Origin of the sequence: Sphingopyxis sp. LC81 (assembly GCF_000756375.1) — a bacterium.
In the GTDB taxonomy this organism is placed as follows: Bacteria; Pseudomonadota; Alphaproteobacteria; order Sphingomonadales; family Sphingomonadaceae; genus Sphingopyxis.
In genome coordinates this window covers 31,520-43,958 of record NZ_JNFD01000018.1, presented here as the reverse complement: position 1 = coordinate 43,958, position 12,439 = coordinate 31,520, and the positions used below count along the sequence as shown (strand labels likewise).

The following is a 12,439-nucleotide window of genomic DNA, read 5'->3' as shown; positions in this document are numbered from 1 at the left end:
AGCAAACACAGGTGTTTTCGCATGTCCGCTCCCGCCTTCACCCATCTGCCGCACCCCAATCTGATCGCGGACGATGTACGGGCGGCGGCGATTGCCGACCCGGTCTTCGGGCGCGTCTTCACCGATCATATGGTGTCGATCCGCTATACCGAGGGGCAGGGCTGGCATGATGCGCAGGTGATGCCGCGCGGCCCGCTGTCGCTCGATCCCGCGACCGCGGTGCTCCATTATGCGCAGGAAATTTTCGAAGGGCTGAAGGCGTATCGCCTCGACGACGGCTCGATGGCGCTGTTTCGCATCGAGGCCAATGCCGCGCGCTTCAATGCCAGCGCGCGCCGCATGGCGATGGCCGAACTGCCCGAGGAACTGTTCATCGCCGCGGTCAAGGAAGCCGTCGCCGCCGACGCGCACTGGTTCCCGCAGGTCGACGGCGGCGCGCTGTACCTCCGCCCCTTCATGTTCGCGAGCGAAGTCTTCCTCGGTGTGAAGCCGGCGGCCGAATATCAGTTCCTCGTCATCACCTCGCCGGTGGGCAATTATTTCAAGTCGGGCGCCCCCGCGATCTCGCTCTGGGTGTCGGAGGATTATACCCGCGCCGCGCCGGGCGGCACCGGCGCCGCCAAATGTGGCGGCAACTACGCCTCCAGCCTCGTTGCGCAGCGTGAGGCGATCGCCAAGGGGCACGACCAGGTCGTCTTCCTCGACGCCGCCGAGCGTCGCTGGATCGAGGAACTGGGCGGCATGAACATGTTCTTCGTCTTCGACGACGGCAGCATCGTCACCCCGCCGCTGACCGGCACGATCCTGCCTGGCATCACGCGCGAGACGATCATCACGCTGGCGCGCGACGCCGGGCTGACGGTGCGCGAGGAACCCTATGCGATCGACCAGTGGCAGGCCGATGCGGAAAGCGGCAAGCTGACCGAAAGCTTCGCCTGCGGTACCGCCGCGGTGGTGACCCCGGTGGGCAAGGTGACGCGCGGCGAGAGCAGCTTCACGATTGGCGCCGGCGGCCCGGGACAAGTGACGACGAAGCTCAAGGACAAGCTCGTCGACATCCAACGCGGCCGCGCCGCCGATCCGCACGGCTGGGTTACCCGCCTCTGATCGGCTAGCTTGCCAAGCGGCCGAGAGGCGCTATAGACGCGCTCGCACCGGCCTGTTGGGGCGTCGCCAAGTGGTAAGGCAGCGGCTTTTGATGCCGCCATTCGCAGGTTCGAATCCTGCCGCCCCAGCCAGCCGGATCTGCGAGATTTGGCTGAAAACGTGGAAATTCCGGTACAAAGCGGAGTCTGTCACGACGACAGACCCCGCCAGATGCAGGCCGATCGGTTGGCGCCCGAAGGCGTGACGAACTCCCGCCTTTCCACCGCCGTGCCGTTAGATCGCGCCCTCCTTCAAGAGCTTGGCGGCGTGATCCGCGGCGCGTGCCGAAAGCGCCATATAGGTGAGCGACGGGTTCTGGCAGCCCGATGAGGTCATCGCCGACCCGTCGGTGATGAACAGGTTCGGCACATCGTGTGCCTGGTTGAACTTGTTCAGCACCGATGTCTTCGGATCCTTGCCCATGCGCGCGGTGCCCATTTCGTGGATGCCAAGCCCGGGCACGCCGGGTTTGCTCTCGCCCGACAGCACAAAGCCGCCCGCGGCCTGGATCATCGCCTTGCCGTCCGCGACGATCTGCTCGGCGATCTTGTGCTCATTTTCGCCCATTGCGCAGTCGATATGGACGATCGGCATGCCCCATTGGTCGGTCTTGTCCGACAGCGTGACGCGGTTGTCGGGATTGGGGAGCATTTCGCCGAAACCGGCCATCGCGACCACCCATGGCGCAAGCCCGCGCCCGCGCTTCTTGAGCTCGGCACCGATGCCCGGTTTGCCGAGCAAAGTGCTGCGCCAACCCGGGCGCAACACCGCGCCCTGATAGCCGAAGCCGCGCAGGAAATCGCCGTTCTCGGTGACGTTGCGGAAGCGCGGAATATAGAGCCCGGTCGGGCGGCGGCCGTGATAATAGCTATTCGGGCCGCCCGGCAGCACGCCGACCACCGTCACCGCATAGACATGGTCCATCAGATTGCGGCCAACCATGTCCGACGAATTGGCGAGCCCGGTCGGGAAGGCCTGCGATTTCGAATTGAGCAGGATCTGTGCGGTGCCGATCGTCGAGGCGCAGCCGAAAATGACCTTCGCCTCATAGGTGCGGTGCTTTTTCGTGTGCGTGTCGATCACGCGGACACCCGTCGCCTTGCCGGTCTTGGGGTCATGGACGATCGAATGGACGATGGCATCGGTGACGATCGTCAGGTTCCCGGTGCGCTCCGCGGCCGGGAGCGACGAGGACAGGCTCGAGTGATAGGCGCCATAGGTGCAGCCGCGCTCGCACAGGGAGCGGTTCTGGCAGCTGGTGCGGCCGAGTTCCTCATGGTGCGGTTGCGCGTGCGACAGGTTCGCGACGCGCCCGGGGATGACCTTGCGGCCCGGGAATTTCGCCTCGACCGCCTGCTTGAACTGGATTTCGGCGTCGTTGAGCCCGAAGGGCGGCAGGAACTCGCCGTCGGGAAGCTGATCGAGCCCTTCCTTCGATCCCGACACACCGATGAAGCGTTCGACATGGTCGTACCAGGGCGCCAGGTCGTCGTAGCGGATCGGCCAGTCGACGCCGTGGCCGTCCTTGGCATTCGCCTCGAAATCGATCGGCGCGAGGCGATAGGACTGGCGCCCCCACATCAGCGAGCGCCCGCCGAGATGATAGCCGCGGATCCACGCGAACGGCTTGTCCGCGGGGGTGGTATAGGGATGCTCGCTGTCCTTCACCCAATATTGCTGGGTCGCGGCGGATACCGCATAGCATTGGCGCTGGACCGCATAGTCGCTCGCGAGTTCCTCCTCGGGGATCATGTTGGCGTTGGGGGTTTCCCACGGCTGCATCCAGTCGGTGTAGTCGGCGCCGTGCTCGATCTTGCGGCCGCGCTCGATGACGAGCGTCTTGAGGCCGCGTTCGCACAATTCCTTGGCAGCGATGCCGCCGCTCATGCCCGAGCCGATGACGATGGCGTCAAACATCTGGATTTCCTTCGCTTAATAGGGGCCAGCGCCCTGGGGGCGCGTGTCGGGGGTAATGGGGATCGAGGGCTTCCATTCGCCGGGCGCGTGCTCGTAGCTGAGCTCCTGCGTCAGCGCGATTTCCGAGCTGTAATAGAGGATGATCACGAGATCCTTGAGCTTGGCGTAACCGGGGTCGGTGGCCCCGGTGCCAAGCCCGAGCGACAGGCCGGCGCTGCCAACGCCTTTGTCCTTTGGTGCGGGCTTCAGCGCCTCGGCATCGTGCGCGGCGAGCAGGGTGGTGCGCACCTCGGGCGCGAGCGCGGCGAAGGGCTTGCCATGCTCGCTCTGCGCGCGCGCATCGATACGCGTCAGCGCCGCGGCGAGTTCGACCTTGCGCTCCGCCGAAGCCCAATTGGCGAACAAACCATCGAGCAGCGCCGGGACGCGCGCTTCGACCGCGCCCGGCGTATCGGTGACGGGGATGATCGTGTCGGCGACCGCGCTGAGCAGCGCAAAGGCCGGCGCGGCGAGAAAGGGTTTCGCCCGCGCGGCCGCCTCTGCCAGCGCCGGGGCGCTGAGGCCGCCCGCCGCCGTCACGCCGAGCAGCAGCGCCGCGCGGCCGAGCAGCGCGCGCCGGTCGAGAGAAGGAAGGTCTAGCATAAACGTCACTCCTTGACGCTGGATTGGGGATCAGAGCGCGCGCCGCTGCACGCGTTCTGGCAAGTCAATTGGGTCCGCCGAGGCCGAGCACATCGCGGATCAACGCCGCGTCGACGCCGCTCCCCGCGAAATCGTCGAACGCCTTGTCGGCCTTGCGGATCATGTGGCGCGCGATGAACGGCGCGCCTTCGGCGGCCCCCTGTTCTGGATGTTTGTAGGCGCATTCCCATTCGAGCACCGCCCAGCCGGCATAGCCATGGTGCGTGAGCTGCGTGAAAATTGCGCCGAAATCGACCTGTCCGTCGCCGAGCGAGCGGAAACGGCCGGGGCGCTCGGCCCAGCCCGAATAGGAGCCGTAAACCCCCGCCTTGCCGTTCGGACGGAACTCGGCGTCCTTGACGTGGAACGCCTTGATGCGCTCGTGATAGATGTCGATGAAGGCGAGATAGTCGAGCTGTTGCAGCACGAAATGCGACGGGTCGTAGAGGATGTTCGCGCGCGGGTGATTGCCCACGGCACCCAGGAAGCGCTCGAAGGTCACGCCGTCGTGCAGATCTTCGCCCGGATGCAGCTCGTAGCAGGCATCGACCCCGCATTCGTCGAAGGTATCGAGGATCGGTTTCCAGCGCCGCGCGAGTTCGGCGAAACCTTCCTCGACCAGCCCCGCCGGGCGTTGAGGCCAGGGATAGACGGTGTGCCAGAGCAGCGCCCCCGAAAAGGTCGCGTGCGCGGTGCAGCCGAAGCGCTGGCTCGCCTTGGCGGCGAGCTTGACCTGATCGACCGCCCATGCGGTGCGCGCAGCAATGTCGCCATGGACTTCGGCGGGCGCGAAGCCGTCGAACAGCCGGTCATAGGCGGGGTGCGACGCGACGAGCTGGCCCTGCAAATGGGTCGACAGCTCGGTGACCTCGACGCCGTTCGCGGCGCAGACGCCCTTGATCTCGTCGACATAATCCTGGCTCTCGGCGGCGAGCTTGAGGTCGAACAGCCGGGCGTCCCACGTCGGAATCTGCACGCCCTTATAGCCGAGGTCGCCCATATATTTGGTGATCGCATCGAGCGAGTTGAACGGCGCCTCGTCGCTGGCGAACTGGGCGAGGAAGATGGCGGGGCCCTTCATGGCTTTTGTCCTTTCAAAGATCGACCCAGACCGCGCCGCCGCGGCTGGATTCAAGGCTGGCGCGGATGAAGTTCATACCCGCGATGGCGTCGTCCATCGTGGCGAAGCCGGGCTCGTCGCCAGCGGCGTCCTCACCGCGGATCGCATTGCCGAACGCGGCATAGATGTTGGCGAAGGCTTCGAGATAGCCTTCGGGATGGCCGCCCGGCGTGCGCTGGATCGCCAATATGTCGCCGGCCAGATAGGCGCGGTTGGCACCCGCGTGCCAGATTTCGTCGGGCCGGTCGCGATAGCCGACACGCAGCGTGTTCGGCTCCTGCTGGCGCCAGTGCAGCCCCGCCTCGTCGCAATAGACCGAGATCGCGAGATCGTTGATGTCGCCGACGCAGACCTGGCTCGCGGTCAATGTCCCGCGCCCGCCGCCGGAAAGGCGGAGCAGCGCCGCGCCGTCATCGTCGATGCGGCGGCCACCCAGCATCGTGAGTTCGGCGCAGATCGACGCGATGCGCTGACCGGTGATGAATTCGACGAGGTTCGCGGCATGGGTGCCGATGTCGCCAAACGCGCCGGCGTCGCCCGATCGCGCCGGGTCGGTGCGCCATTCGGCCTGCTTGTTGCCCGCAAGGTCGCTCGCGCGCGACAGCCAGTCCTGCGTATATTTGACCGCGACGCGGCGTACCTTGCCGAAATCGCCCGACGCGACGAGTCGGCGCGCCTGCTTGACGAGCGGATAGCCGGTGTAGGTGTGCGTCACCCCGATGCGGCGCCCGGTGCGCGCCGCGGCGCCGGCGATCGCCTGCGCGTTCGCGAGGCTGTCGGCGAGCGGCTTGTCGATAATGACGTCGAAGCCCGCCTCCATCGCGGCGACCGCGGGCGGCGCGTGCATATGATTGGGGGTGACGATCGACACGGCCTCGATGCGTATTTCGGGCGGCAGCGCCGCCTCGCGCTCGAGCATCTCGGCCCACGAGCCATAGGTGCGCGCGGGATCGACGCCGATCTCGGCGCCCGACGCCTTCGCCTTGGCCGGGGTCGAGGAAAAGGCGCCCGCAACGAGCCGCCAGTTCCCCGCGATAGCGGCTGCGGTGCGGTGGACGCCGCCGATGAAGGCGCCTTGTCCGCCGCCGATCATGCCATAGCGGACCGGGTTCATTGCGCCGTCTTCTTGGTTGCGGGCGCCGGGGCGTCGCAGCCTTCGCCTTCGAGGCGCAGCGACCACGCAACCGCGCCCGCCAGCAATTGCCGGTGCTGCGGCTCCGCGAAGGATTCGGCGGTGTGGCCAAGCGCCGAATAGAGGACGCGGCCCTTGCCGATGCAGCGGGACCAGATGATCGGGTGGTCTTTGCCCATCGAAAGATCCTTTTCGAACAGGCCCTTGGGGCTGTAGCTCGCCTCGTCGAGCGTCGCGAGAATGCTAATGCCCGGCTGGCGCGGCGAGCGATCGAACGAATACCATTCGTCAGTGCGCGCCCAGGTCGCGCCGAGCTGCGCAGTTGCCGGATGCTTGTGATCCTCGATCCGCATCAGTGCTTTTTGGAACTGCGGGAACAGCGGATGCCCGATGAAATGGGCGCCGATGACCTTGTCCTGATACCAGCCCCACGCCTTGTGCGAATCATCGCCCGCGGCGTGAAGGCCGACATAGCCACCGCCATTTTCGACGAAGGCCTGGAAGGCGGCGCGCTGCTCGGGCGTGAAGACGTCGCCGCTGACGTTGTTGAACACCACCGCGTCGAAGCGCGCGAGGATATCGGGGCGGAAGGTCGCGGCATTCTCGGTCTGGAAGATACCCCAGTTCTTTTCCTTTGCCAGCGCGGCGAACATCGCATTGGCGGCCGGAATCGCTTCGTCGTGACGGAAACCATTGGTCTTGGAAAAGACGAGGATCGCCGGGCGCCTTATGTCGGTGGGCAGCGCCGGCGGGGTTGTTTCATAGACCTTTAGGCCGCCGAGGAAGAGGCGCTGGACGGTGTCCCAGTGATAGGCGGCGAACAGCCCGATCAGCGCCAGCAGCGCGATGAAAAGGATCAGCGCGGCGCGCGCGATCTTGCGGATCATGACTTTTACTCTCCCCTATGCGAACCGGCTCTTCGGCGGGTTTAGCGGGCGTGCGACAGATATTGAATGATCGCCGCGCGCTGCGCGGGATTGGCGACATTGATGACCATGCGGGTGCCGGGAACCATCCGCGTCGGTGCGGTCAGATAGCGGTCGAGATTGGCGCCGGTCCAGACGAGCTTCGATCCCTTCAGCGCGGGCGAATAGTTGAACGTCGTCGACGCCGCCTTGCGGCCGACGACACCCGCCAGATTGGGGCCGGCGGAGGCAGGGCGGCCCGCCGCCACTTGATGGCACGCTTGGCAGCGCTGCTTGAACAATTGCTCGCCGTTCGGCGCGGCGGCGGCCGGTTGCGCGGGGGCCGGCGACGGCAGTGCCAGCGCGAGCAGCGGGGCAGCGGCCAGTGCCGGAAGAAGGGCTGCGGTTTTCATTCGAACTCCTTGCGTCGATTCGGGGCGGAGCGGGAAAAGGGGCGGCGATATGCGGGTCAGGCCCATTATCGGGCTGCGGCGCGGGTTGGCGCGTGCATATTCTCACTCTCCCGAGGTCTTTGGTTCTTTCAATCGTGTTAGCGGTATCATTTTCTTTGAGCAAGCGCTCTCTTGCCCTTGCGTTCGCCGTATCGCGACCATAGGTCAGGGGAATGGACGGGGCAGAACAACCAAAACGCCGCCCGCGCGTACGGCGAGGAAGCGGCGAACTGACGGTAGCGGATGTGGCGCGGCAGGCGGGCGTCTCGCCGATGACGGTCTCGCGTGTCATCAACCGTCTGGGCAATGTCCTTCCCGAAACGCGTGCGCGCGTCGAGGCGGCGATCGCCGCGCTCGATTTCGTTCCCAATCCCGCCGCGCGCAGCCTCGCCGGGCGGCCGCAATGCCGTATCGCGCTGCTGCACAGCAATCCCAGCGCGGCCTATCTCAGCGAGTTTCTGGTGGGGAGCCTCGCGGGCGCTTCGGAGACCGACGCGCAGCTTGTCGTCGAGCATTGGGACGGCGGTGACAGCCCGGTCCGGCTCGCCCAGCGCCTGACCGACCATCGCATCGACGCGGTGCTGCTGCCGCCGCCGCTTTGCGACGATGCGGCGTTGCTTGCGGCGCTCAGCGCTTCGAATCTGCCGCTAGCGCAGATCGCGACCGGCGCGCCGGTCGCCTTCGCCGATGCCGTGTCGATCGACGACGAGGGCGCGGCGCATGCGATGACGTGTCACCTGCTGGCGCTCGGCCATCGCCGGATCGGCTTCATCGCCGGCGACCCGAACCAAACCGCGAGCGCGCTGCGCCAGGCGGGCTATGCGCGCGCGCTCCGCGACGCGGGGCTCGATGTCGATCCGGATCTGATCGTGCCGGGCGATTTCACCTATCGTTCGGGGCTCGACGCATCCGAGCGCCTGTTGTCGCAGGTGCCGCGCCCGACCGCGATCTTCGCGAGCAACGACGATATGGCGGCGGCGGTCATCGCGCTCGCGCATCGCCACCGCCTCGACGTGCCGCACGACCTGACGGTGTGCGGATTCGACGACACCGCGATGGCGCGCGCCGTGTGGCCCGAAATCACGACGATCCGCCAGCCTGTCGCTGATATGGCGCATCGCGCGATGCTGCGGCTCGCGGACCGGGTGCGCGCCGCCGCTTCGCCGGACGTGCGGGCGCCGCTGCACGAGGAACTGGCCTTCACCCTGGTCGAGCGCGCATCGGACGCCCAGCCCCACGAAAAGTGAACCTTTGCATGAAACGCATCTTCAAGATTCTGGGACTCGTCCTGGCGCTTCCGCTCGCCTGCATATTGGGGCTCCTGCTCTATGCAGGCTATCAGATATGGGCCAACAAGCCTTCGGATGACGCCGATCGCATCGCCAGCAAATCATCCTATCTGAAGACTGTCGCCAGCCGCGCCGCGGACCGCGTCGATGCCCCGCGTCCGAATGTCGTCATCATCTTTTACGACGATCTGGGCTATGGCGATTTCGGCTTTACAGGCAGCAAGGCGATCCGCACGCCCAACATCGATGCGCTGGCGCGCGATGGCGTGGTGCTCAGCAATTTCCACTCCGCTTCGCCCGTCTGCTCGCCGTCGCGGGCGGCCCTGATGACGGGCCGTCTGCCGCCGCGCGCGGCGGTGCCCGAAGTGCTGTTCCCCAGCGATAGCCCGATCCGCCTGGCGCTCTATGCCGGCGGCAACGCCAATCATTTGCCCGCCGAGGAAGTCACCATCGCCGAGGTGCTCAAGGCTGATGGCTATCGCACCGGGATGATCGGCAAGTGGCACCTTGGCGATCATGCGCCGTACCTGCCGAACCAATTCGGCTTCGATAGCTTTTATGGCGCGCATTACAGCAACGACATGAAGCCCTTTGCCATCTACCGAAATGACAAGGTCGCGGTGGCTGCTCCCGCCGATCAGACGCGGATCGACGCGCTCTACACCGGCGAAGCGATTTCGTTCATCCAGAAGTCGGCGACCGACAAGGCGCCCTTCTTCCTCTACTTCGCACATAATTTCCCGCATCAGCCGCTGGCCGTACCCAAGGACAAGGCGGGCCGGTCCGCCGCCGGGCTGTACGGCGACGTGGTCGAAGGGCTGGATGACGGTGTGGGCAAGATTGTCGGTGCGCTCAAGGCCAGCGGCCAGCTCGACAATAGCATCGTCATCCTCACCAGCGACAATGGCCCCTGGTATCAAGGCAGTCCCGGCCAGGCGCGCGGGCGCAAGGGGCAGAGCTTTGCGGGCGGAACGCATGTGCCCTTCATCATCCACTGGCCGAAAGGCATCCCCGGCAAAAGGGCGATCCCGGCGATGGCCATGGGGACGGACATCCTGCCCAGCCTGTTCGACTGGATCGGCCTGCCGCTCCCACAGGACCGCATGATCGACGGCGCCAGCCTGCGCCCGCTGCTCGACGGCAAGTCCGACAAGGCTCATGACTTTACCTATTTCTACGCGGGCAAACGGCTCGCGGCGGTCAGCGACGGGCGGTTCAAATATTTCGCGAAGCAGCCCTATATTTACGCCACCAGCAATTCGCGCCTGGCAATCGCTTCGCAGGAAGGGCCGTGGCTGTTCGATTTGTCGGTCGATCCCGACGAATCCTATAATGTCGCGATGAAATATCCCGACGCGGTACGCCGGCTGAAGGCCGCGCTCGAGGCGCGCAACGCCAATATGGCGGGCAATCCCAGAGGCTGGGTCCGACGCGCCGAGTGAGTGGCGCCGGCCAAGGAGAGTCGGCATTGCGCAGCAAATCGGACATTTTTCCGCAGTGGCCGCCCGAAATGGGCCCCCTCTTTCGGGCCGACCGATGTCTTCGCCGATTGGTGAGGACGTCGGCTCGCCGCGTCGGTTGCACGGCCGGGCAACATCGCATTTGGCACGCGGTCGCGCGATGCGGCACGCTCGGGCATATTTGTTCGACAGGAGCGCTTCATGCCCAAATCCTTCGGCCCACTCGCCGCGCTGTTCCTTGCAAGCGCGACACCGCTCGCTGGCCCCGCCGCGCAGGCGCAGGAGCCAGCGCCTGCCGCTTCGCTGGTCGTGGGTGCCAAGGTTTATGACCAGAATGGCGAAGAAGTCGGCCAGATCGCCAAAGTGTCGGGAGACAGGGTGGCTGTGTCGATTGACGGCAACGGGCTGGTGGTTCCGAAGAATGCCATTGTGAAGAGCGCGAAGGGCCCGGCGCTGAAAGCCCCGAAGCAGAAGATCGTCGCCGTCCTGAGGCAGGCCGAGGCCGATGCGGCGGCGGTCGACGGAGCCTTGAAGCCGGGCGCCGAAGTGCGGAGCGCCGACGGCGCCGCGGTACTCGGCAAGGTGACCGCGATCGCGCCTCAAGGCGCGGTGCTGGCGACCAGCGAAGGCAATATAACCATGCCGCGCGCCGCATTTTTCCTGTCGGCGAGAGGATTGGCGATGAAGGTCGATGAAAAGCAGTTTCTCGCGGGCGTCAGGGCGGCGCGGGCGCAGAAGAAGGGCGGTTGATCCCGCGCGCGCTGGAAGGGAGAATGAGATGGCGCTCGAAAAGGAGCTTTATGACATCGAGCGAGGATTCTGGCTCGACGGCAAAGATCATTTCCTGAAGCATGTCGACCGCCGGTGCTTGCTCGCCTTTCCGCAGGCGGGCGAAATGCATGCGGTGCATTCGCGCGAAGAGGTCGCGGCGACGGCGACCAACGCCAATCGTTGGCGCGACCTGACGATGGGGGATCGTCAGCTTCTGGATAATGACGAAGATTTTGCGATCATCAGCTACCGGGCGGATGTGACGCGCGCCGATGGCGAGCCCTATGCGGCGCTCGTCAGTTCAGCCTATGTGCGGCGCCCCGATGGTTGGAAGCTGGCGTTTCACCAGCATTCGCCGATATGATCGGATTCCATCGGTGCCGAGCAAAGCATTTGGAAAGGGCGGCGCGAGAGGGACCAGTCTGCCCGCGCCGCCCAACCGTTGCCGAGCGTGTGGGGACGCCCGGCATCGATTGATCATCTGCCCAACCGATTGCGATATTCCTGCGTTCTGGTGATGCGAAGACCGGGGATGCCCGCGCGATCGATCGACCGCCGCCAGGCGGCAAGTTCCTCGACGCTCAGCCGGTATCGTACACAGGCCTCGTTCTGGCTGAGCAATCCGCCATCGATCGCGGCCAGCACTTCGGCCTTGCGGCGGCTGACCCAGTGCGCCGTGGACGAGGACGGCAGATCGTCGAGAGTGAGCCGGCCCAGCGGCCCCATGACCGATGCCGGCCTTGTTTCATATTCGAGCACTGCGAACTCTCCATTCGCGCGGCCTGCGCCGCTTTGTGCCCCCCGCCCGAAATGTGCAGGAAGGGGGTTAACAAAAACTTGCCGGAAGGCGCGCGATGCGGTGAACCGTTCGTCGTCGCTGGGGCGGTCGGGGCCCTGTCGTGCAGGCTCGAACTGCCTCAATGTCGCCGCTCGCCGACGGGCAGCTATCGGCCGGTTGCGGCTACAGCAGCTTAGCTATCGATGTCGGGCCGGGTTGGCATTTGGATGAGGTTGGTGAACGCCATCACGACCGCGCCCTCCTGATTGGTAACGGTCATTCGCATGGTCAGCACGCCCCGGTCCGGCTTGCTTCTGGAACGCGCGATGTCGACGACCTCGCGCGTGATGCGAAGCACATCGCCGGGCCGCACGGGTACGCGCCACGTCAGATCGTCGATTTTGAGGCCAAGAAGCGGCGTGTTGCCGAATGGGGCGACTTCGACAAAATCGCGCATCACGACGGAGGCCACGTGCCAACCGCTGGCGATAATGCCGCCAAAGCGACCGTTCGCGGCCGCCGCGGAGTCGATGTGCATCGGCTGGGGATCATATTCGCTTGCGAAGCGGATGATATCCGCCTCGGTCATCTCGATTGGGCCGCCATGCCATTGCTGGCCGACCTGCAAATCATCCAGAAAAAGCGATTTCGACATGGGGGCTCCGTTGTTCCCGGCGCGGTTGGGGCCCGCAGCGGGACACCGGCCGTGAGAATTTCGCGGCCGCCTATAGTCCATGCTGGTGCCTGCCTCAATCATGCAGGCCGGCTGTGGCGCGTCTGTCTTTTCC

The 12,439-nt window shown here is 65.6% G+C and carries 13 protein-coding genes and 1 tRNA gene; 6 read left to right on the top strand and 8 right to left on the bottom strand.

What is annotated here, in order from left to right:
• Nucleotides 1-21 precede the first annotated feature (21 nt).
• Together FG91_RS09460 and FG91_RS09455 are read left to right on the top strand one after the other, a co-directional pair.
• Nucleotides 22-1,107, top strand: a complete 1,086-nt coding sequence (locus FG91_RS09460) for a branched-chain amino acid aminotransferase (protein ID WP_037514442.1) — start codon at nucleotides 22-24, stop codon at nucleotides 1,105-1,107.
• Between the two features lie 56 nt (nucleotides 1,108-1,163).
• Nucleotides 1,164-1,238: transfer RNA gene (locus FG91_RS09455), tRNA-Gln, on the top strand.
• A gap of 142 nt (nucleotides 1,239-1,380) precedes the next feature.
• On the opposite strand, the gene FG91_RS09450 is transcribed toward FG91_RS09455, so the two are convergent.
• From FG91_RS09450 to FG91_RS09425, 6 genes are all read right to left on the bottom strand, one after another.
• A complete protein-coding gene (locus tag FG91_RS09450) occupies nucleotides 1,381-3,063 on the bottom strand; it encodes a GMC family oxidoreductase (protein WP_037514441.1) in 1,683 nt (560 codons plus the stop codon).
• Nucleotides 3,064-3,078: 15 nt separating this feature from the next.
• Nucleotides 3,079-3,705 (bottom strand): gluconate 2-dehydrogenase subunit 3 family protein, encoded by a 627-nt coding sequence (locus FG91_RS20965; protein WP_052187467.1) that lies wholly within the window; start codon nucleotides 3,703-3,705, stop codon nucleotides 3,079-3,081.
• Between the two features lie 64 nt (nucleotides 3,706-3,769).
• Nucleotides 3,770-4,825, bottom strand: coding sequence for a sugar phosphate isomerase/epimerase family protein (locus FG91_RS09440; RefSeq protein ID WP_037514440.1), 1,056 nt, complete (start codon nucleotides 4,823-4,825; stop codon nucleotides 3,770-3,772).
• 13 nt (nucleotides 4,826-4,838) lie between these two features.
• Nucleotides 4,839-5,978 (bottom strand): Gfo/Idh/MocA family protein, encoded by a 1,140-nt coding sequence (locus FG91_RS09435; RefSeq protein WP_037514439.1) that lies wholly within the window; start codon nucleotides 5,976-5,978, stop codon nucleotides 4,839-4,841.
• Complete coding sequence (locus FG91_RS09430; protein ID WP_052187466.1) at nucleotides 5,975-6,883, bottom strand: ThuA domain-containing protein; 909 nt, start codon at nucleotides 6,881-6,883, stop codon at nucleotides 5,975-5,977. Before FG91_RS09430 ends, FG91_RS09435 begins: the two co-directional genes overlap by 4 nt.
• A gap of 41 nt (nucleotides 6,884-6,924) precedes the next feature.
• The gene (locus FG91_RS09425) at nucleotides 6,925-7,314 is read right to left on the bottom strand and encodes a c-type cytochrome (protein WP_052187465.1); all 390 of its coding nucleotides are present in this window, start codon (nucleotides 7,312-7,314) and stop codon (nucleotides 6,925-6,927) included.
• Between the two features lie 212 nt (nucleotides 7,315-7,526).
• Between FG91_RS09425 and FG91_RS09420 the strand changes: the two genes are divergently transcribed.
• From FG91_RS09420 to FG91_RS09405, 4 genes are all read left to right on the top strand, one after another.
• Nucleotides 7,527-8,600: a LacI family DNA-binding transcriptional regulator gene (locus tag FG91_RS09420; protein ID WP_037514438.1), complete on the top strand. Its 1,074-nt coding sequence runs from the start codon at nucleotides 7,527-7,529 to the stop codon at nucleotides 8,598-8,600.
• Nucleotides 8,601-8,608: 8 nt separating this feature from the next.
• The gene (locus tag FG91_RS09415) at nucleotides 8,609-10,084 is read left to right on the top strand and encodes a sulfatase family protein (RefSeq protein WP_052187464.1); all 1,476 of its coding nucleotides are present in this window, start codon (nucleotides 8,609-8,611) and stop codon (nucleotides 10,082-10,084) included.
• A gap of 219 nt (nucleotides 10,085-10,303) precedes the next feature.
• On the top strand, nucleotides 10,304-10,852 hold the full coding sequence (locus FG91_RS09410; protein WP_052187463.1) for a hypothetical protein: 549 nt from the start codon (nucleotides 10,304-10,306) through the stop codon (nucleotides 10,850-10,852).
• Between the two features lie 28 nt (nucleotides 10,853-10,880).
• Nucleotides 10,881-11,237 carry a hypothetical protein gene (locus FG91_RS09405; protein ID WP_037514436.1) on the top strand — a complete coding sequence of 119 codons (357 nt, stop codon included), beginning with the start codon at nucleotides 10,881-10,883 and terminating at the stop codon, nucleotides 11,235-11,237.
• Nucleotides 11,238-11,350: 113 nt separating this feature from the next.
• Here FG91_RS09405 and sciP read toward each other — a convergent pair whose 3' ends face one another.
• Together sciP and FG91_RS09395 are read right to left on the bottom strand one after the other, a co-directional pair.
• Entirely contained in the window at nucleotides 11,351-11,632 is a 282-nt protein-coding gene (gene sciP / locus FG91_RS09400) for a CtrA inhibitor SciP (protein WP_037514435.1), read from the bottom strand.
• A 212-nt stretch (nucleotides 11,633-11,844) separates the two neighbouring features.
• Nucleotides 11,845-12,306: a MaoC family dehydratase gene (locus tag FG91_RS09395; protein ID WP_037514434.1), complete on the bottom strand. Its 462-nt coding sequence runs from the start codon at nucleotides 12,304-12,306 to the stop codon at nucleotides 11,845-11,847.
• Nucleotides 12,307-12,439: the final 133 nt, after the last annotated feature.